Raw genomic sequence first — 21,221 nt, 5'->3', positions numbered from 1 at the left:
AAAACGATCCACCCAACAATGCTTCCGTAGAAATGACATTAGTTCAGTACACCTGACCATTCTGGATCAGAAGCATCTGCCGGTGTCATAATTTCTCTTTCATTATGACCTGTTAGATCAATTGCAAAAATTTTGTTTTTTCCTGGAGCTTTAGCGCTCGACGGCCAACCTTTAGCAAACATAATAACTCGTCCGTTAGGCGACCAACAAGGACTTTCGACTAAATATCCGCTTGTTATTATCCTTTCACTATTCTTATCATCTTGAGGACATGCTTTCATAATTCCGATATTAAAAGTTTTTCCTCCGTCTCCTTTAGTAATCTTAGTAAATGCTATATAGTCTCCTCTAGGCGACCAGCTAGGAGCTGCGTAAGAACCACCGCCAAAACTAATACGCTGAACGTCACTTCCGTCTGAATTCATGATATATAATTGAGGCACACCGTTTCTATCGGAATTATATACAATTTTTGTACCGTCCGGTGAATAGCTAGGAGAGGTATTAATACCGAATCCGTCAGTCAATTTATGAAGCCGTTTAGTAGCAAGGTCGATTTCATAAATATGCGTCGAGCCGTTTTTAGCTATCGACATTACAGCTTTTCTACCGTCTGGTGAGAATCTAGGAGCAAAAGATATACCGGGAAAATCACCTACTACACTTTCTTTGCCTGTTTTTAAATCTTTTTCATAAACAAGTACTCTTCTTTTAGTAGCATATGAAACATAAAAAATCTTATCCGCCGAACGAGCAAATCTTGGGGTTAAGACTAGTGACTTTCCATTGGTAAGGTATTTATTATTAGCACCGTCATAATCCATCAAAGCAATTCTTTTTATTTTCGGTAAAGAGCTGCTTTCTGATACATACACTATTTTAGTGTCAAAATAACCTGCATCACCGGTAATTTTTTCATAAATTTTATCAGCAATTTTATGTGCTGCTCTTCTCCATAGATTTTTCGGTACTTCAAGAATTTCACCGACGAGCTGTTTTTCAAGCAACGTATCCCATAATATAAAGCTAATTTGAAATTTACCGCTTTCTAGTTTTTTAACTTCACCGTTTACTAAAAGACTAGCATTAATTTGACGCCATGCAGCAAAAAGCGGTTTATATTCTATTCCTGTCTTCTCTTCTATAAAAGAGGCAGCAGAAATAGGACGGAATAACCCCGAAAGCTTTAAATCATTAGAGATAACTTTAACCATATCGTGACCTAATACATCAGCGGCAGAATTATCGGCATCAAATTTATTGACCGCTATAGGTGTTGGGTCAGCTCGCCCATGCTCAATGTTTATTGTTTCAAGTGCATAGCTGGTAACGCTAAATAATAGTGATAGTATAAAATATATAATATTTCTCACTTAAAATACTCCTTTTTATCAAATTCCGTTATGGTTGTTGTATGTCATTCCTGCTTTCGCAGGAATGACATACATTACCCAAAAATCTTCATCAGTTCTTCCCATTCTCTCTTAGTCATATCACTAGTTTCATGGGTAACTTTTTCACCGTTTATCATTCTTTTAATTACATCCAAACCTTTACGTGAAATGTTTGCTCCCTGCAAACGATATTCTTCAAAAGCTTCGTAAACAAAAGGAACCCAATCTTTGACTATCTCAAGCATCTTTTCAGCATAAACTCTAATTTCATATTGAGCGTGAGGGTCGGCTCGCAATCTTAAAAAATGAAGTAAATTATGTAAATTAATCTTCCAATACCATTCCGTATAATAATTTAAAGTTAAATTCATACGAGCAAGCTCTCTTGCTATCCCTGTGGCGTTCTCATCTATAATATTACCCTCTTCATCGGCATTCATCAGTTCTTTATAATGCCCGTAGCACTGTCTAGCATCTTCCTCTAAAATTGCAAGGACCTTTTCAGCCACTTCTTTCGGTAAGCTATCCCCTTCCCTACATTGTTTATTTACAGCAGATTGGGAAGCAATATTTGCCGGTTCAGGTAGATAAAATTCATTACCTAAAATAGAATACCTTGCCGAATATTCGTTAACGCTAGCTGTTCTATGCCTAATCCATTGCCTTGCAATAAATATCGGTAGTTTAATATGGAACTTGATATCACACATCTCAAAAGGAGTGGTATGATAATGACGAAGCAAGTAGTTTATCAGCCCTTTATCTTGGTTTAATTGCTTCGTACCCTTACCGTAAGACACACGAGCTGCTTGTACTATAGCACTATCATCCCCCATATAGTCGATAACTCTAATAAAGCCGTAATCTAACACTTTTATAGGCTCATATAAGATTGCTTCAAGTGCCGGGACTGTTACTCTTTTTGTGGTGTTATGCATTCTATTTATCCTTTATGTTTTTCTTTAAATTAACCTTTCCGATGTCATTACTGCGTTGTTGCATGGCTTGTTTTATGTCATTCCCGCTTTCTCAGGAATGACATAAAGTTATGGCAAATAACTATATAAATTCTTACCGTTTCTTTTTAGCCATAATTTTGCCGGTTGGTATTCGGGATATATATACTCAACTAGCTCCCAAAAATTTTTACTATGGTTCATTTCTTTTAAATGTGCCATTTCGTGAGCTACTAAATATTTCAGTACTTCAAAGGGGGCAAAAACTACCCGCCAATTAAAAACAAGATTCCCTTTGCTACAACAACTCCCCCAACGGCTAACATTTTCCATTATTCTAATATTGGAATAAGTCAAATTATGTTTTTTAGATATATTCTCTACTATTATTTTTATTTCTGCTAATAATTTCTTTTTAAGGAATACTTCTATACTAAGTTTTTTTAGTACCTGACTACAACAATACACTTCTAACGTAGAATCATTTAATTTTATCTGATTTTGAGACGAATCAATATGTATTATTTCATAAGATTTACCCAAAATAGAAATCTTATCTTCATCTTTTGGTATCGCAGTTACATTACGACGTAATTTTTGCCTAACCCAATATTCTTGACTTAACAAAAAATTATGACCTTTTTCGGCTTTTACCTTAAGAGGTAATACAAGCTCTGCACCTTTAGACGTAATGCGGATGGCTATATTTTTAGCTTTGCTACTCCTTCTTACTATAACATTTTGAGGTTCACCATATTTGGTAAGAGTAATAACATCTTCCATTTAAAATTCTATATACTTATTAGGATCAACTGCTATTTTATTTTTACGCATAGCAAAATATAATTTATGTTCTACATGTCCGATAACACTATTTCTAGCAATTTTATCACCTTTTTTCAGTAATAAATCATCTAAACTCGCATATGCTACTTCTAGATCGTCTTTATCTAATTTAACTATTACTAAATTACCGAATTGCTTATTATAACCTGAATATATTACCGTTCCTGCAGCTATCGATTTAACTTCACTATATTCTTTAGCTACAATATCTATCCCTTTACTTTTACCGGCTTTAAACTCGGTAATAATTACCCCATTTAACGGTTTTACAAAGTTTAATTGTTCTATCGATTCTTCATCTTCGTCTTCATTCCGCGACATAGGAATCTCAATATCATCATTATCATCTTCTATAATTTTTGCCTTTGGCTCTTCAAGTCTACCGCTAACTTTTTCTGACGCGGGATTGTCTTCCATCGTTCTTTGAACTATCATACCCTCATCGTGATCTAGTGCGGTAGAATTATTATTTACAGTAACATCTCCTACTTTATACTCAATTGGAGCCGGTGGCTGATCAACACAAGCAACTAAACAAAAACATATAACGATACTAAGTACAACAGGATATTTCATATATTTAACAAAACTATTATTTACATTAGAAAACAAATCTTACATAGTATATAATTTTTATCATTATTTTCCATCAAAAAATTAACTATGAAAACTTATAATATTGTCATAGCTAGTGATCATTCAGGTTATGAGCTTAAGTCTGAAATTATCAATTATTTAGAGCAGAAATCTCTAAAGATTTATGACTGCGGAACAAATAATACACAAACTGTTGATTATCCTGATTATGCTAAGAAAGTAGTAGATATTATTATTGAAAAATCAGCACCTATCGGTATTTTAATTAGTGATACGGGGATTGGTATGTCTATAGCTGCGAATCGTAGCTCGGAAATAAGAGCCGCTTTGTGCAACAATATATTAACTGCCGAAAATGCTAAAGCTCATAATGACGCTAATATCTTGATACTCGGAGCAAAAACCATAGACCAAAAAATAGTATTTGATATTATAGATAAGTTTTTAACTACCCAATTTGAAGGCGGCAGACATAGCACCCGCCTATCAAAGATAAAATAGTTGTATAAACTGTTAAACATTGTTATTATCCGTCATTGCGAGGAGAGGCAAAGCCTCGACGTGGCAATCTCAGGCATTTTGCACTATTTCATAAGATTGCTACGCTCCTTGCAGTCGCTCGCAATGACGATTCGGTATCCATGCAATAAAGCCAAACTACAATATAAATTATGCTGCTTAATATGAATCTTCAAGAGTTGAAACAAAAATATAATTACGATGTTGCAACGAAAATGATGCAGCAATATCTAGACATTAAATTTGCTCATTTAGATTGTTTACTACTATTTAGAATGGGTGATTTTTATGAAATGTTCTATGAAGATGCAATTCTAGCAAGCAATGTACTTGGCATTGCTTTAACAAAGCGCGGCAAAAACGGCGAAGAAGAAATTGCGATGTGCGGGGTACCTTATCATGCCCTTGAGAATTATTTAACGAAGTTAATTGAAGAAAATTATAAGGTTGCTATTTGTGATCAACTAGAAACACCTGAAGAAGCAAAGAATAGAGGCGGTTATAAAGCGGTAGTTACTAGGGATGTTACACGTATTATAACTCCGGGAACTATAATTGAAGAAAATTTAATTGCTTCAGCCGAACCTAATTATTTAGCAAGTCTCGTAATACCGAAAAATAAAGAAACAGCTAGCCTTTGTTATGTTGATCTTTCTACTTCCGAAATTGTTGTAGTTAATGTACCGGAAACGGAAATTCTTAATGAGCTGGCTCGTTTAAAACCTCGTGAAATTCTGCTTAGCGAAAATCTGAGATCTTCTAATCTTGCGGATAGTATTTTCAAACAATTAAATTTTCGTATTACCTATCAAGTTGATAGTTTTTTTGCGATTAATAAATGCAAAAAAATCATTTTAGATTTTTATAAAATGAAAGATATTAAAGGAATCGGCGAGATATCTAGTAGTCAAATTTGTGCCATAGGTAGCGTTTTAGAATATTTATCGTTAACGCAAAAACAAAATATTCCTCATTTGCCAATCCCTAGAATTATCAATTTTCATAGCTATATGACTATTGATTTCTCTACTAGACGCAACCTTGAAATTGTCACAAACTCACAAGGCGGCTCGCAAGGAAGTTTATTAAGCACCCTTAATCATACGGTTACTAAACAAGGTGGACGTTTACTATATCATTTTCTTTCAAGTCCTTTAACCAACATTGCTAAAATAAATCATCGTTTAAATATTACCGAGTTCTTTTATTCCAACTTAGAAATAGTAAAAAAAATTAGAGAACTTCTAAAAAAAACTAGTGATATAGAACGCTGCTTAACACGTATTACGATGAACAGAAGTTCAGGTCGTGATTTACTTAGCATTAAATATACTTTAGAAACGGCAACGATTATTAAAGGAGTATTCTTTGACGCTTACGGTTTTAATTTACCTGATTTTATCGAAAAAATTATTAAACCTCTATCAGGTGATGCAGAATTATATAATTTAATAGACGAAACAATACGAGAAGATGCACCGAATAATTTAAATGACGGAGGTATAATAAAACATGAATATAATCCGAAAGTAGCCCAATTACATGATTTAATTAATAACGGAAAATTATATATTGAAAAGCTAAAAGATCAATATCGCAAAGAAACGGGAATAGACAGTTTAAAAATATCTCATAATAATGTTATAGGGCTTTTTATCGATATCACCGCTAAAAATGTTAATAAAATCCTTGATCCTAAATTTATTCACCGTCAAACAACGGTTAATCATGTTCGTTACACTACTGCTGAACTACAACAGCTTGAAAGTGAGTTAGTCAATGCTAAAACCTTAGTAATAAGCTTAGAAAAAGAATTATATGCGGATATTTGTAGCCAAGTAATCGAAAAAGCTTCCTATTTACGAATGCTTGCAAGCTCCTTAAGCGGGCTTGACGTATTTTGTAATTTTGCTTACATCGCTGATGAATATGATTATGTTAAGCCTGAGTTTACCGATGATTTAAGCTTTGATATCGTTAAAGGACGGCATCCTGTAGTAGAGCAAGCACTACAGCGAGAAAGCAAAAGCTTTGTATATAATGATTGTCATTTATCAGAGCTTGAGCGTATTTGGTTAATTACCGGTCCTAATATGGCAGGTAAAAGTACTTTTTTACGTCAAAACGCCATTATTGCAATCATTGCTCAAATAGGCTCGTTCGTGCCGGCAAAAAGTGCTAAAATAGGGGTAGTCGACAAAATATTTAGCCGAATAGGTGCTGCCGATGACTTAATTAAGGGACAATCGACCTTTATGGCAGAGATGCTTGAAACCTCGGCAATCCTTGCTCAATCTACAAACAACTCACTAATCATACTTGATGAGGTAGGTAGAGGCACATCCACTTATGACGGGGTATCTATAGCATGGTCGGTGCTTGAATATATTCATGATAAGCTGAAATGTCGCTGTTTATTTGCAACGCACTATCATGAGCTAACCGTTATGAGTAATTTTCTGCCGGCTTTGCAAAATTATACTATTGCTATTGAGGAGTCAGGTAAAGATATTCTATTTTTACATAATATTATATCAGGTGCTGCCGATAGGTCCTACGGTCTTCATGTTGCAGCTCTTGCCGGTCTTCCTGCGAGTGTTATAAACAGAGCTGAGCAGATTCTGCTTAAATTTGAAAAAACTTCTACAGGTAAAGGAAAAAATATTTTATCAACGGAATCAAATAATTTGAGTTTGTTTTATCTTGAACCTAATAAAACTACTATAAGCAGCAAATTAGATAAAAAATTCAGCACTATCGATCCTGATAAACTATCCCCTAAAGAAGCCCTTGAGTTAATTTATGAGTTAAAGAAGTTGGTTTGATGCGAGTTTGGCAGTGCCTGCGTGGATCAGTTTTTTCATCATTGCAAGGAAAAACTGCAAGTTTTGACAAAGCAATCTCAGGATTTTGTTATTATTTCATGAGATTGCCACGCAGCCTACTGCTGCTTGCAATGACAATCTAGTATCTATGCAACCTTGCCTCCCTTTCCAACCAATATTTACTACAGGCGAAAAAATTAGGATTAGCGAAACTTTCTTTACCGTAAGTAATTTCTTGTCCATGCGTATCTAAAATATTACCACCGCCGGCTTTAATTAAAGCATGACCTGCCGCTATGTCCCATTCCATAGTTTGACCGAATTTTGGATATATATCAGCTGCTCCTTCAGCAATTAAGCATAGTTTCATTGAACTGCCTATTGCATTTATTTGACCGAATGAATACTTACTTAAAAATTCTTTAGTAGCTTTATTTGAATTATAAAAACCTATTACCGCATGAAGCTCTTCATGTTTAGGTTCATTATTAACAAATATTTCTTTAGAATTCTGTTCGATTTTTAACCGACCGTTTACATCAGTATAATATAGCTTTGCTGTTTCAGGGTGATATATCAAGCCGATGGTTGGAAAACCGTTTTCAATAAGCCCTATATTGACCGTATATGTACTTTTACCGTTTACATAGCTCCATGTCCCATCAATAGGATCAATTAACCAAAAAGTATCACTGCTGAATATAGGTAGCGGCTGCTCTTCACATACTATAGCTATTTGAGAGGTTAAGGTTTGTAGAGTTTGATAAATTATTTTACTAATTTCCTTATCGGCATTAGTGACTACTGACCCATCTGATTTAATATCAGTCAACATTCCTGCCTTTTTTATATCTAGTGCAATCTTGCCGGTATTAATAATTAAATCTTTTAAAGCATTAATTAAATTGTCATTCATAATTATTTATTTAACATCTTTGCAGCTGTATCATCTTCTAACCACTGACCGGTATTTAAAAACGTAGATTGCTGCAACTCAGCGATTTGATGATCAGGTGACCCCGGTAACATTTGCCACCCCAAATATTCAATTCCATAATATCCTATATCAACCATACTTAAATAAGAGTCCATATTTTCTAAATCTTTTTTATTATTTGCAAAAATTACTATTTTTTTAGGTTGTTTCGGTATAATTTTTAAGAACTCTATAAGAGCTTTTACTCTATTTATATTACCGGTAAATATTATACCTAAATAAAAAATAGGGGATTCAGCATCGCTTGGATTAAATCTAAATACATCTTTATCATTAACTTTATTAGTAAAATTAATATTGAGTCCGTAAAGTAAGGTATATAACCATCCTTCATAATTTTCAATTAAATTACATGGGGCCGTTATTTCCTGAAGACCTAAAACCGTTGCACCTTGCTGTTTCATCTTATTAATTAAATCTACCCATTTAGATTCAACAAGCATCATCTGACGCTGCACTATCAATTTTGCAATAGTTTTATTAACTGATGCGTTATCCGCTGCAAGACTATATAAATATTTAGTAAAATTTATATAAGAATTATCCTGATATCGAAATAATTTGGATTTCGGTGTTATGATAGTATTATCTATATTTATAAGTACCAGCGTATCTGCATCTATCTTCGGTAATAAGTTTTTCATTGTTACTGAATCTACGGAGTAAGTAGGAATAATTTGACCGTAGCCCGCATACGAAATAACTAAGCAAAGTAAACTCAATAAAACTTTATTTATTCGTGTCATAAGGATTTTTACCTTTTGCATTATTATTCTTTAAAGGTGGATTATTTCTTTTTAGCTTATTTATTTGAGATATTAAATCATTAATCAGTTTAGTATAATATGCAACATCTTTATTTTTCTGAGTATTTTTATTATTATAATGATAACCAATAAATAATATATTAGAACTATAACTATTAAGTTGCAATTCCATTGAGCTTAGTAATTCTATGCTACTACTAATCATTATAAAGCATTTCGGTATAAAATTCATTTGAATAAGGAAATTGAGTATCATTTCCGCTTCCGATATATTATTACTCGTCAATATACCCTTATAAAATACCGGATAAGTATTAGCAAAACTGTCGAAATTATTAAAAATAATATAATTATTGTTTGGAAAACTATTTGAAAAATCAATATCAAAATTTTTCTTTAAATAATCGGCAAACCATATCTCAAATTTAGGAATATTATTAAAATTACCGGTAAACCCATCATTTACTGCTATTATGGGGATTTTACTATTACTCATTTCATTTACAAAATTTGGAAAATCAGATTCTTGTAATTCTTTCTTATAACTATCATTAGTTAAAACCAATTGCTTTATATAAATAGCTTTTGAATTTTTATTAATATTAAGTAAAAGAGGAGTTAGTGTAAGATAAATGTCTTTATCAAGTTGTGTAACGATAGGCACTAAAGACTTAAACAAAAAATCATCTAGAACCGTTACTACTAATAAATCCTGAGGTACATAATTTTTATTATAATTTTCTTTAAAATCTTGTTTTATTTTATTTAAACTATCCACTTCTATAATTTCTGCACGAGCTATAGAAGCAATAAATAATATTAGAATAAATATATATTTTTTAAACATTTATGATTTCCATTTTTTTAAAGGCAGCATATCACCCTGTGATTTTCTATGTAATTCCTGCGAAAGCGGGAATCCAGAAAAAATAACCTTAATAATTGGTACATGTTTGACAAAATACACATATAAAAGCTTGTTTTTTTATATGTTTTCCTAGATTCCCGCTTTCGCAGGAATTACATATATTAGTGTTATCACATCATACTGCTAATATCAATCCATATTAATTATAATATGGTAAATATGTTTGGAAGTTTTTTTAGTTCGCTTGGCGGTACTGTTAGAAATGCATTTGGCGGCGGCATATTTTCAAGCGTGGGAAGATTTGTCGGCAAAATGCTTGGTGAGTATTTAGATCAACTAAATCACGAACCGATAGAATATGACAATATTAAAAATTTCAAAGAAAGTTTTAAATATGTAACAGTTAATTACGGTGAACCTATACCGCTAATTTTCGGTACTGCAAGAGTTAACAGACAAATAATTTCAAATCAAAATAAGCAACTAAATTGTTATGTGCTATAACCAGTTCCGTAACAAGAGCCGGTAGTAAGTAAATCTCTTTAGGGTACGAGTCTAGAGCTGATAAAATATAACTATTACCGCATAATAATTTGCTTGCAATTAGCTCACTAACAAAATCCGCTCCGGCTTTTTTGGGATTCGGTTTTTTTAGTAAATAATGCACCGGATAGTCTAAATATTACTGCTCCGGTTTTACTTTTAAGCACTTTCCACGGAACATGTCCTGCCGATTGTGCAATTAAATTAATACATCTATATACTATAACATTTTCGCGATAAGCTTCTATGTCGACTCTGATTAAATTACCATATGCAATGTCGTTTAGTTCAATAAAATTTTGTGATTTGGTAGTACTATTCTTCCAAAACTTTTTCCAATAATTTTTTATCATATATCCTAATATATTTATTGTTTTCAGGATTATATAATGATTTGGGAGGTAGACTAAGAGAGCTTAATAAGATGTTCATGTTCGTTAATGTAATTAAAATTATTTCTTTACAAATAGAAAGATATACTATTTATTATAAAACATATTACCATGAAATATAGCAACTTGATAGGATATAAAACATGTCTTTACCATCTGAATATTATTCACAATGACCCATAACAGCTTTGAATAAGCTAATAAAAATTTTATAAAAACTAAAAAATATGACGAAATAAAATCAATTTTAGCCTCTAAGAACAGCTATAATTTGTTAGGGTTACATCATGCCATTACGTCATTTGATCTAGAAGCATATACACTTATTCTTTCTTATGCTAACCCTAGCCACTTTACTTCTGCTGAATACGATAGATATATATATAACATCGATGATACATCTATGCTTGATGTAGCAGCATTTATAAATTTTGATACTATACAATATAGAGATACAAAAAGCAGCATGTTGCAAGAGTTGATTAAGTTTAAGAAGAGAACGATTGAGTAGCACAATAACAATGCAATTAGTGAATTTAAAATAGAAGGATTTGAATTAAAAAATTAGCTAGTTATTTAAGTTTTCAAGAGTTTAAAAGCTTTATTGAATATAATAAAATTGAGATAAATATTGAAGAACTTAATATTGCAAAATTTAAAATAGAAAAATTATCACCGATTGCATATAGCGAAAACTCTGATATTACTATATTACTATTTTAATGACAAGGACTTACAATGTAAGCGATTTAAATGACAATATAATTCTTCATAACTATACAAAGCTTTTGCAATAGGGGCCTACAAATAAGTTATTAGCCTATAATAGCAGCGGTTAATATTAAAGTGCAAGATAACCTAAAAATAATATTTGATAATAAATCATTTTCTCATTACGATTGAGACAATAACCTAATATGTATAGGCGCAGAAAAATTAAATTTAGAATCAATAATAGCACATAAATTTGGACATTATGCAATAGAGAAAACTTTGTACAATGCAAGTATCCCACTAAATAATAGTTTTCAAATTTTAAAAACAGATTTCGTAAAAAATGTACCATATCAAAATGATGATAAAATATTTTTGCCTAAAAATTTTGACAGCTTAAAGCGTTTAATTAATAGTTCATATTAATATAGTAGAGCGGCAAAACCAATACTTGATTTAACGGCACATTTAATATTAACACCAGAGGAAAAAAATGAAATTAGTAGTAAATATAACAATAGTAAAGCATTGATTAAATATTTAAAAAACGAGACTATATTACCTATATTTTACTTTAATAATTATAGACCGGAACAGATACAAGAGCATTAGAGGAAGTTATAAAAACTAATTCTCATACCCATATTATGTGACCAATTTAATTATTAATTTACTAAAATTACCTTGTGTAAAAGAACAGGATTATTATGAATAATTTGCAACTGATCAAAAAGTTCAATTGCAATGTATATTAACCAAGATTCTACCACAAATAATAAAAAATAAAGATCTTACTAGCGAGCAAGTTTACTACTTAGAAAGAATTGGAAATCTTATACACAGAGAATCAGATGATAGCGCTGCAGAGTTCATAGTTAGGTATCTAGAAATTAGTATAGATAATTTATTGCATCCCATCGAAGACTTACTTATTATTAATGTAATGCAACTTTTGGTAGATTTTTGGGCGGAACACATAGTTCCTAAAATGGAATCTACTATTATAGGATGTACAAAGGAATATAATTGTGACACATTTGATGGAGCGTAATTAATTTAGCTATTGTTGTGTGGCGCTTTTTATGTCATACCTACGCAAGCAGGAATCCAGTACTTTAAGGCTTTTTAAAGATTTTACTTTAAAAGTGAAACAATATAATAAAAAAATCTTTGCAATCAAGATTTTTTTAGCCTGTATCCCCTGCTTTCGCAGGTATGACATCACTGGCTTTTCGAAAACTATCCAGCACTATAACAAAAAAACCCTAATCACTAAAATTATACCTAATATTTTTTCTAGCAGAACTTATATCTTTTAAACGTTCACAAACCTTTTCAAAGACTTGTTTAGGCAAGATATTTGAAGCATTAATTTGTAAAAATTTATCGTCTTTTAATTTAATCGAAAAAGAAGGCTCTTGAAATTCTGGCCCATCAATTTCTCTAGCAATTTTTATATAATAACCGATTATATGACTGTTGTAATAATCACTTTTACTAATCATTTTCTTAGCTATTTTATTAATCTGCATGTCAGTTTTAGCAGTATAAGTAACCGTAAGGGCAATACCTAGCATAAGACGCTGTCTATGACTAAAAGGAATGTCTGAAGATAATATAAATTCCGAAACAAAATTTGCTCTAAGCGTTTTATCAATATTTTTATTATATTGTGCTAGCATTATAGCGAGTTCAATAATAATAAGAGTCGTGGCATCGGCATTAATTACAAGATATTGTACTGCTTCAATATATTTTTCAATTTTACATATATTTCTATCAAATTTTACTAATCTCTTCACCCTCTCATAAATAATATCTTTTTCTGTTTCATGAGACGGCAACGAGTCAAATCTTACTCCTTCTTTTAAACCGTAATTTGAGATAATAATTTTTTCCGGTGAAAATACCTTAATCATTGCTTTTATTACTAAAACTGCATTATAATTTATGACTTTCTGCGCGTAATAACTCAGTTTTAATTTATCGATTTGCGATAATTTCTCTAAATATAACTCAAACTCTACACGATTTATTTCAAAATTATGTAAATTTTTAAGGGGATAATTTATAGACTCCATGTATATACGGCTCATTAGACGTAATGCACCGCCAATTAAATATAAATTAGGATAATGTGCAGCTCCAAATTCTTCCTCTAGCATTTTAGTAATCAGCCCGACATCACCAAAATTGCTACTAACAATAATTTTTGTACCAAGCGGCAATGATTTTAATTTACCGACTTTTTTATTTCCAATCTGTGCAAGCTCAAGACTTCCACCTCCAAGATCAGCTACAATACCGAAAGCATCACTAATACCAGAGATTAATCCGGCAGCAGTTAAATAAGCTTCACGTTCACCTGAGATAATTTCAATATCAATATTGAATCTCTTTTTAATTATAGCTTTGAATTCATCTGCTTTAGGATGCCCCCTAAGTATAGCTGTTGCAACACATCGAATATTAGTAACAGACAGTTTGGTAAAAATATGAATAAGATATTGTAGAGATAAATATGTTTGATGTTTTACGTCTAAATTATCTAAATTAAGTAAATTTGTAAGATAATTTCTAAATTTATAATTAAAAATTTCCGGCGCTCCAAGCTCATCACTTTCATAAACTACAGCTCTTAAAGCATTTGAACCGATATCAATAATAGCTGAACGCATTTTACTCATTATTTTCCGGAACAGTTATTGTTTCGGTCTCTTCCGAAGCCTCATTATTATTTGCCCTAGGGTCAAAAGGTACTTGAGTAGGTACAAAAGTCGGCGGTAATAATCTACTAGTAAAAAACTTATCTTCATAATACTTAATTTTACGCGATTTTATAGGCGGAAAGGATTCTATTAAAACAATTTGCTCATCTCTCGGTAACTGTATTACTTCTTGAGGTAAAAGTAAAGCTCTTTGAACCTGAGAAACGTTTTGGGTTCTAGTAGCAATATTAAGATCAAAAAATAAAGGTTTACTAAATGATCTTTGTTCTACCGTCTTATTACCGACAAGCTGCGATATTAAATTTGCCGTTTCATAGTTATTAGCGGCAAAAGTAATACGATATGTTGCATTAGATAAGAAAGAATTCATCCCGGCATCTTCATATGTTCCTTTTAACTGCTGTGTATCTTGGATAATTAAAAATAAACGAACTCTATAACCTCTAAAATAAGCTATACCGGCTTTAAAAGTATCCATCTTCCCGAGCGTCGGGAACTCGTCAAGTAAGAACATTACTCCATACGGCTCTTCCTTTAAATCCGGCATTTTGCGGCTTAAAAATTCTGTCGCCTGCTGATAAAACACCTGCATTAATTTTTGTAAACGCTGTATATTATCGGGTGTTAACCCTACATATACGGTTGTTTTGACTTTTTTAAATTCTTGTATATTGAAATCAGAAGATGCTGTAGCTGAATCAATAAGTGGATTTGCCCATAATTCAAGCGATGAGTTCATTGTAGATATTACGCCGGAACGCTCTTTATCGGCTTTTTGCAAAAATGCAGCAATATTCATATATGCAACAGGATGTATTACACCACCAAGCGTATCGAGTACGACCGCTAGATTATAAACTACGTCGTCACTCCTCATAGTACGCACTACTTCACCGAAAGATTTAGTTTTAGTAGGATCGGCTATTAAATATAGAGTTACGCCTAAAAATAAGCTTCGTGCCTCATTATTCCAAAAATCCTTTTCCGGCATTATAAGATTTGAAATTTTTTGAACGTCATCAACCATTTGCCCAGGCTTAGTACTAACCCAATCAATCGGATTATAACAATGAGTAACACCATCAGGATTAGAAGGCTCCCATACAAAAACTTTCTGCCCTTGCTTCTCACGCCAACCACTTGTCAACCCGTGATTTTCAAGCTTTATGTCATGCACTACTACCGAATCACTCCAAAATAACAAGTTAGGTATCACAAACCCTACACCTTTACCTGAACCGGTAGGAGCAAATAATAAAGCATGCTGGAACCCGTCTGCAACAAAATATCCACCGGCATCAACACCGATCAGCATACCTTTCTTAGATCTAAGACCTGCAGCCTCTATATCTGACGGATTAGCCCAGCTTGCATCTCCATATACTTTTTCATCTTGTTTGAAAAATTGTAATGATTTTATTCTTTCAAAATTTTTAATGTAAAATATTATAACAATAATAGTCGGACTGAGAAAAGAGGCAAGTAACTTCAATTTTAAATAATTATAGTCGGAAATTTTTAACTGCCCCCAAACGTTAATAAGCCAATAAGCCCACTTATAAGCAATATTTATAGCATTTATATTTACACCTAAAGCTCCAACCTCATTAGTAAAAATTGCAACAAATGCACCGCTTATCCAAATGGTACAAAAAATAACAACCGGATGAATTATAGCATGACCGAATATATTTCTAGTAACTTTAAGTATCTTATGCCATTCCATGAATTGATATTCCTAGTTTATGCTTATATATTAGTTTTTGCGTGGAGTAATTTTTACGTCATTGCGCGCAACTAAAAGGAGCGTGGCCTGAGATTGTGCTTAGTCAATTACTTCTTTCCTCGCAATGACGTTTTTAAACCATCCCCTCAGCGTTCTTGTTCTTCTTATAATATACTTCCGAAACATATCTTTTCCCGCCGCTACCGCGTTTTAACTGCACAACGATATCTACAACGGTTAAAATATACTTTTTTACTTCTTCAGGCGGCATACCAAGATCTGCTTGCATAACCATAAGCTTTAACTGCTCAATAGCCATAGCGGGACTATCAGCATGCAGTGTGGATATTGAACCGGGATGACCTGTATTAATAGCACGCAAAAAACTAAAAGCTTCCTTACCTCGAAGCTCACCTACTATAATCCTATCTGGTCTTAAACGCAAACAGGCCTCTATTAAATCTTGAGTAGTAACATTTGCACGCCCCTGTCCTCCTTTGGAAGCCAGTAAATGCACTCTGTTAGGATGGCGTGATAGCACAACCTCACGAGCATCTTCTACAGTAATTAATCTTTCTATTGAAGGTATTTCAGTGAGTGCCGCATTAGTAAAAGTAGTTTTACCGGTTGAAGTACCGCCGCTAATTATGATATTTTTCTTTGAAACAACTGCATGTCTAATAAATTCTTTAATCTTTTTTTCAGCTAAGAAATTATTTAAAATTACTGCATCTTCATCTACTAAACTCTCTGTTGCAGTATCATCAAATGCCCCCATTTTAGCATATTCATCTAAAGTTAGATTCATACCGTTAGGCTTTCTTATAGCATAAATGATTTGTCCTATCTCACAAGCAGGAGGAAATACTATTTGAATACGGTAGCCATTCGGCAAAGTTGCCGAAAGAAGCGGTTTTTCTTCTGAAATCATCTGTTCGGTAGATTGAGCGACTAAACTCCCTAATGCAAGTAGATGTTCGCTATCCAGTTCCGGTATTTGCTTAGAATATATATCGCCTTTTTTTTCAACCCATACTTCTCCGGGCTTATTAACCATAATTTCGTTAATACCGTCTTCAGCAAATAAATTTTTAAAAGGAAGTAAAAACGTCTCTAAGGCTGCAAATTCTTCACTCATTTCATTACCTTCGATTTTAATAAAACGGCTTTTGGGAATTTATAATCCTTATTAACGTATATTCTAACCGGCGTACCTTGATTAACCGTTGTCGTCGGCTTAAACTGCTCCTGAGTTATCATATTTTTTACAACATGCGTTACATCCGTAAAAGCTTGAGTAGAAGCTTGTTGTGCTTGCGTCGGAGTTGATGCTATAGAGGTAGTAGTAAGCAAACTTGAAGCTGCCGTATTAACTGCCTGTACTAAGGTTTGAAGTCTCTGCTCAGCAGTATTCGCTGAAGAAGCAGTTTGTGCGGTTGTACATGCTTGAGTCATAGTAGTATAAGCAGTCGAAGTTTTATCGGTAATAGCAGCAAGTATATTAGTACAAATTGTAACTATCCTAGTATTTGCATCCATAGCGGTATTAGACGCAATAGTTTGAGCAGTATTTAACAATTGTTTTGCCGTAGCACTATTGGTAGCCGCTGCCTGAGACGCTATAGGAGGCGGCACTAACTTATCAAGGACTTTAGCAAGCCCTATATTAAAGCCGGATTGTAATACGGCATTTGCAAATTGTTCTTTATATTTATTATCAACTCTTCCTTGTAATCCCGGTCTACCTAAATTATCAACTGCAGGTGAGTCGAATTCTATAGTATAACCGCTCGTTAAATCGATTCTATCCCATATTATAGAAACTCTACCATAACTATTGGACGAAGTTGAGGTTGCATATTTACCGAATATTTTTGACCCTTTCGGTATCAATATCACTTTATCCTTCTCAGAAAATACGTCTCTACTAATAATGGCTCTTATTTCACCGCCGAGCTCACTATTTATTGCCGTCTCAAGGACTGCATCAATTAATTTACCGCGTCCGAGAACCAAAGACATATCACCGCGATCTTTAAAGGTCGTTTCTGCTGTAATCTGTTCCGGTGTTTTTTTAGGCTCTACACCACCAATTAACACTATAGCTGATTTTCTTTTTGCTTCACGACGTTGCTTCTCTGCATCGCTCTCAACTAACGTTCCTGAAGTCGAAGGCAACGAAACCGGCGGCAATGGAAGCGTTTTGTCTTTATTCTCTTCTACAGGAGTAGTAGGAGGTAAGACCGGTGGAACTTTTACTACCGGAGGGAGAGGCGCTGGAGGAGCGGTGGGCGTCTCAAGCTTAGGCGGATCAGGTAACTTTGGAATCTCCGGAATATTATCATCAACCTCCATAACAGGTTTTACAATATTACTCGGTATCTGAGTCTCCGGTATTTCTTCTTTTTCAGTACCGAAAAAAAGAGTATAAAAAATATATATAAAAATACCACAAATTACGACTACTATCGCAATACTCTTATTAAAGCTAACCGCAACTTTTGATAATTCTCTTTGTACTTCAGGAGAATCTGCTCCTGATAAAGCACCGGTATTATGATTGTTATTTTGCTCTTCAGCCATATCTAAATTATATTAGTTAAAGTGTTTATTGTCATTGTTGCGTGGATCGATTTTTCCGTCATTGCGAGGAATTTGCATAGCAATTGTACGTCCACAATCTCAGGAGTTTGTATTATTTCATAAGATTGCCACGCAGCCTACGGCTTGCTCGCAATGACATATCCACGCAGAAATGACATCGATTAAAATCTTGCCATGTAATTACTATTTTTCTTAGGGTAGTAAAATTTAATTACATATACTAAATCCCTTTCGTTACCCATCATAAGTTCCGTAGAAGCGATATCAAATTCATATATTCTTTTATTAGTTATAATAGTCATATTTGTACGAATATCTTTTTCAAGAGGCTTAATAAATAATCTATTTGCCAAAGGAGTTATTTTCCAAGCATAAGCATCCCCAAGAATTATATTTTGGACTTCTTCGTTTTTAGCAAATTCTATATGCGATTGAAAGCCAAAATGCAAAACTAATAAATAAACTTCATTTGGATTATATATATAAGTTTTTATCCTATTATCTTTAGTTATAGATAAATCATCTACATAATTATTACTACTATTACATGGAGCATCTACAAGTGGACATTCTCGTTGTACTGTAAAACCGCTTAATAATATAAAAACTAAAAAATAAAATCTAACTATTGTCATCGTCTACCCTATATCCGTTCACTTGAAACCCTACCGGATTTACATCAAGTTCTGAATCTGTTAATTGCATAGGCACATAAGCATAACTTACTACCGCTATTTTATTATAAACTAATTGGTTTCCTGATGTTTCATTTACGGAAAATCTAACTATATATTTATCTGCTGCGATTTTTGACCATGATTTTATTACTAAAAATGTAGTATTTGCTTCTTTATATTTTAAAGTAGGATCAAAATCTTTATTTCTTATATAGCCAAGATAATTGTAATAAACACTGCTTGTTGAAAATAATCTTATTGTCGTACGAGCTATCGTTGCAAAATCAACCGGATTATATGTTTCCCGTGCCGTTATGTATTTCTTTATAAAATACCTTGTAAGAGACTCATCCGCCGTTAACACTGGTGATGAAATAGGTTCTACCACTGAGGCACGTCCGGTATTACTATTAAGCTGAATAACAAAAGGCTCAAACTGTTTAGATTTCACTACAAAGGCTATTACTAAAGTTGCTATAACCATAAAAATGGTTAGTAGTATTATTAATATGATAAGCAAGTTACGTTGAACAAGTAACTTATCAGATCGCTCTTCATACCAATTCTGAGTAATTTTTAAAGGATTAGCCGATTTAATACTTTCTTGCGTTTGTGTATCTCCTGAACCGCTTTGCGAGTTATTACTTGATTTAAAGAAGCCAAATATATTATTCATATCAAAGGTATTTTTCTTATTACATTGTTATTGTGTAAAACTATTACTTTTATACTATATTTACTGAATTAACAGGTCTTCTTATACAAGGATTTACGCTTACACTCGAACCATCATCTATATCAGCAGAAACGCACGGGCTTTTAATTTCATAAGGAGCTGAAGGGGTACATGACAACAATTGAGCAAGCATAATTAATACTAATAGAAGCTTTAATGATTTTAACATTCTAATTATACATTATTAAATTATCTTGTTACTATTTTAAAATTACCTTACTATACAATAGTTCACAAGCATTTTTTAAAAAAATCTATTATAAATATAAAAAAATATTAAAAGGATTGTAAACGATTATACTCTGAAGTAAATAAAGAGTAGTTATACGAAGTTCAGCTTAGGAGAAGAGCGTATACTTAATATGTGGCTACCTGCGGACTTATAAAGACACTGTCGCCAATTTTTCAAGTGGGATGAGTATAACATAATAACTACCATCAATAATTGTTATTGTATAATTTTAATTTATAATTTATTTATTTTAATTTTAAAGTTAAACAATATTTGGTATTGTAGCAACAATATAAACTTATTTTATAGCTTAAATAACATTAAATTCAATCATAATCATATTATAATAATTATGATAGAGTGTTAAAACAGAATAAAATTAGATATTAATCTAGTAATTATGGACCCATTAACCAACGCAATACAAGAATATATAAAATCCGGCGAATATTTTATTGATGCAAGAAAATGGTATAATTTTAAGTATATCTTACCGTTCAGTCATAGAAGTCTTCTGCTTTTAATATGCACGATTTTTACCTTATTATTAACCTTAGTTTGTATAAATATCAACATATTGCTACCTATAAATAAAAAAGTAAATTATTTAATAAAAGATGATGCCGAAAAACAAGCTGCCATTACTAATACTAAACATTCAACATTAGTAAAGCCTTATACCTCTATTGCAAATATTATGCTTCAGAATTATGTAAACCAACGAGAAGAATACAATTACGATATATTAAAAGAACAATTTACCTTTATCAAAAATGCTTCTACGCGTATTGTGTATATGCAATTTGCTAATTTTATGAATATTGATAACCCATTATCACCGGTCATAAGATATCAAAAACTATATAGCCGCTCAATTAATATATTATCAATTAAAAATATAAACGATAACGAGGCAGTTGTTACTTTTGAATCATTGGCAAAAAATAGTACGGATGCAATTTTAGAAAATATGGTATGGGAAGCAAGAATCGGATTTATAATGGATTCTATCAGTACAAATACATCACCTGATATGCCGTTCAATTTTACCGTTACTAGTTACAAGCTAAAGTTATTAAGGAATAAAAATCAGAAATAA

At 32.5% G+C, this 21,221-nt stretch carries 20 protein-coding genes and 1 pseudogene; 6 read left to right on the top strand and 15 right to left on the bottom strand.

Going from position 1 to position 21,221, the window contains the following annotated elements:
* Positions 1-38: 38 nt before the first annotated feature.
* The 4 genes from tolB to RSA_RS02045 all read right to left on the bottom strand — a co-directional run bounded on the left by tolB (position 39) and on the right by RSA_RS02045 (position 3,808).
* Positions 39-1,373: a Tol-Pal system beta propeller repeat protein TolB gene (gene tolB, locus RSA_RS02060; protein WP_014364568.1), complete on the bottom strand. Its 1,335-nt coding sequence runs from the start codon at positions 1,371-1,373 to the stop codon at positions 39-41.
* 74 nt (positions 1,374-1,447) lie between these two features.
* A complete protein-coding gene (gene thyX / locus RSA_RS02055) occupies positions 1,448-2,332 on the bottom strand; it encodes an FAD-dependent thymidylate synthase (RefSeq protein ID WP_014364567.1) in 885 nt (294 codons plus the stop codon).
* A gap of 108 nt (positions 2,333-2,440) precedes the next feature.
* Positions 2,441-3,133 (bottom strand): M48 family metallopeptidase, encoded by a 693-nt coding sequence (locus RSA_RS02050; RefSeq protein WP_014364566.1) that lies wholly within the window; start codon positions 3,131-3,133, stop codon positions 2,441-2,443.
* Entirely contained in the window at positions 3,134-3,808 is a 675-nt protein-coding gene (locus tag RSA_RS02045) for a murein hydrolase activator EnvC family protein (protein ID WP_014364565.1), read from the bottom strand.
* Between the two features lie 51 nt (positions 3,809-3,859).
* On the opposite strand from RSA_RS02045, the gene rpiB reads away from it, so the two are divergent.
* A complete protein-coding gene (gene rpiB, locus RSA_RS02040; protein ID WP_010977056.1) occupies positions 3,860-4,294 on the top strand; it encodes a ribose 5-phosphate isomerase B in 435 nt (144 codons plus the stop codon).
* A gap of 182 nt (positions 4,295-4,476) precedes the next feature.
* Positions 4,477-7,137 carry a DNA mismatch repair protein MutS gene (mutS, locus tag RSA_RS02035; protein ID WP_014364564.1) on the top strand — a complete coding sequence of 887 codons (2,661 nt, stop codon included), beginning with the start codon at positions 4,477-4,479 and terminating at the stop codon, positions 7,135-7,137.
* Positions 7,138-7,276: 139 nt separating this feature from the next.
* Here the strand turns inward: mutS and RSA_RS02030 are convergent, their stop codons facing one another.
* The 3 genes from RSA_RS02030 to RSA_RS02020 are packed head-to-tail and all read right to left on the bottom strand — an operon-like array spanning position 7,277 to position 9,748.
* Positions 7,277-8,053: a 3'(2'),5'-bisphosphate nucleotidase CysQ family protein gene (locus tag RSA_RS02030; protein WP_012150609.1), complete on the bottom strand. Its 777-nt coding sequence runs from the start codon at positions 8,051-8,053 to the stop codon at positions 7,277-7,279.
* A gap of 2 nt (positions 8,054-8,055) precedes the next feature.
* Entirely contained in the window at positions 8,056-8,901 is an 846-nt protein-coding gene (locus RSA_RS02025) for a DUF2608 domain-containing protein (RefSeq protein ID WP_014364563.1), read from the bottom strand.
* The gene (locus tag RSA_RS02020; protein ID WP_014364562.1) at positions 8,864-9,748 is read right to left on the bottom strand and encodes a DUF2608 domain-containing protein; all 885 of its coding nucleotides are present in this window, start codon (positions 9,746-9,748) and stop codon (positions 8,864-8,866) included. The genes RSA_RS02025 and RSA_RS02020 overlap by 38 nt, the downstream gene beginning before the upstream one ends.
* 240 nt (positions 9,749-9,988) lie before the next feature.
* On the opposite strand from RSA_RS02020, the gene RSA_RS02015 reads away from it, so the two are divergent.
* Complete coding sequence (locus tag RSA_RS02015; RefSeq protein ID WP_012150606.1) at positions 9,989-10,273, top strand: hypothetical protein; 285 nt, start codon at positions 9,989-9,991, stop codon at positions 10,271-10,273.
* A gap of 107 nt (positions 10,274-10,380) precedes the next feature.
* On the opposite strand, the gene RSA_RS02010 is transcribed toward RSA_RS02015, so the two are convergent.
* A complete protein-coding gene (locus tag RSA_RS02010; protein ID WP_012262299.1) occupies positions 10,381-10,665 on the bottom strand; it encodes a hypothetical protein in 285 nt (94 codons plus the stop codon).
* A 250-nt stretch (positions 10,666-10,915) separates the two neighbouring features.
* Between RSA_RS02010 and RSA_RS02005 the strand changes: the two genes are divergently transcribed.
* Together RSA_RS02005 and RSA_RS10215 are read left to right on the top strand one after the other, a co-directional pair.
* Entirely contained in the window at positions 10,916-11,215 is a 300-nt protein-coding gene (locus tag RSA_RS02005) for a hypothetical protein (protein ID WP_331270651.1), read from the top strand.
* 1,285 nt (positions 11,216-12,500) lie between these two features.
* Positions 12,501-12,687: pseudogene (locus tag RSA_RS10215) on the top strand (hypothetical protein).
* Here RSA_RS10215 and RSA_RS01995 read toward each other — a convergent pair.
* The 7 genes from RSA_RS01995 to RSA_RS01965 all read right to left on the bottom strand — a co-directional run bounded on the left by RSA_RS01995 (position 12,684) and on the right by RSA_RS01965 (position 20,059).
* Positions 12,684-14,096, bottom strand: coding sequence for a Ppx/GppA phosphatase family protein (locus tag RSA_RS01995; RefSeq protein ID WP_014364558.1), 1,413 nt, complete (start codon positions 14,094-14,096; stop codon positions 12,684-12,686). The pseudogene RSA_RS10215 and the gene RSA_RS01995 overlap by 4 nt on opposite strands.
* Before the next feature lies 1 nt (position 14,097).
* Positions 14,098-15,873 carry a type IV secretory system conjugative DNA transfer family protein gene (locus tag RSA_RS01990; RefSeq protein WP_014364557.1) on the bottom strand — a complete coding sequence of 592 codons (1,776 nt, stop codon included), beginning with the start codon at positions 15,871-15,873 and terminating at the stop codon, positions 14,098-14,100.
* Between the two features lie 133 nt (positions 15,874-16,006).
* Complete coding sequence (gene virB11, locus RSA_RS01985) at positions 16,007-17,011, bottom strand: P-type DNA transfer ATPase VirB11 (protein ID WP_012150601.1); 1,005 nt, start codon at positions 17,009-17,011, stop codon at positions 16,007-16,009.
* On the bottom strand, positions 17,008-18,456 hold the full coding sequence (locus RSA_RS01980; RefSeq protein ID WP_014364556.1) for a TrbI/VirB10 family protein: 1,449 nt from the start codon (positions 18,454-18,456) through the stop codon (positions 17,008-17,010). Before RSA_RS01980 ends, virB11 begins: the two co-directional genes overlap by 4 nt.
* Before the next feature lie 182 nt (positions 18,457-18,638).
* Complete coding sequence (locus RSA_RS01975; RefSeq protein WP_012150599.1) at positions 18,639-19,112, bottom strand: TrbG/VirB9 family P-type conjugative transfer protein; 474 nt, start codon at positions 19,110-19,112, stop codon at positions 18,639-18,641.
* Complete coding sequence (locus RSA_RS01970; RefSeq protein WP_014364555.1) at positions 19,099-19,830, bottom strand: virB8 family protein; 732 nt, start codon at positions 19,828-19,830, stop codon at positions 19,099-19,101. Before RSA_RS01970 ends, RSA_RS01975 begins: the two co-directional genes overlap by 14 nt.
* A gap of 49 nt (positions 19,831-19,879) precedes the next feature.
* Positions 19,880-20,059, bottom strand: a complete 180-nt coding sequence (locus RSA_RS01965; RefSeq protein WP_010977041.1) for a DUF2706 domain-containing protein — start codon at positions 20,057-20,059, stop codon at positions 19,880-19,882.
* 463 nt (positions 20,060-20,522) lie between these two features.
* On the opposite strand from RSA_RS01965, the gene RSA_RS01960 reads away from it, so the two are divergent.
* Positions 20,523-21,221, top strand: a complete 699-nt coding sequence (locus tag RSA_RS01960) for a virB8 family protein (RefSeq protein ID WP_014364554.1) — start codon at positions 20,523-20,525, stop codon at positions 21,219-21,221.

Source organism: Rickettsia philipii str. 364D (assembly GCF_000283995.1).
Classification (GTDB): Bacteria; Pseudomonadota; Alphaproteobacteria; order Rickettsiales; family Rickettsiaceae; genus Rickettsia; species Rickettsia rickettsii.
This window is presented reverse-complemented; position numbering and strand designations above follow the sequence as displayed.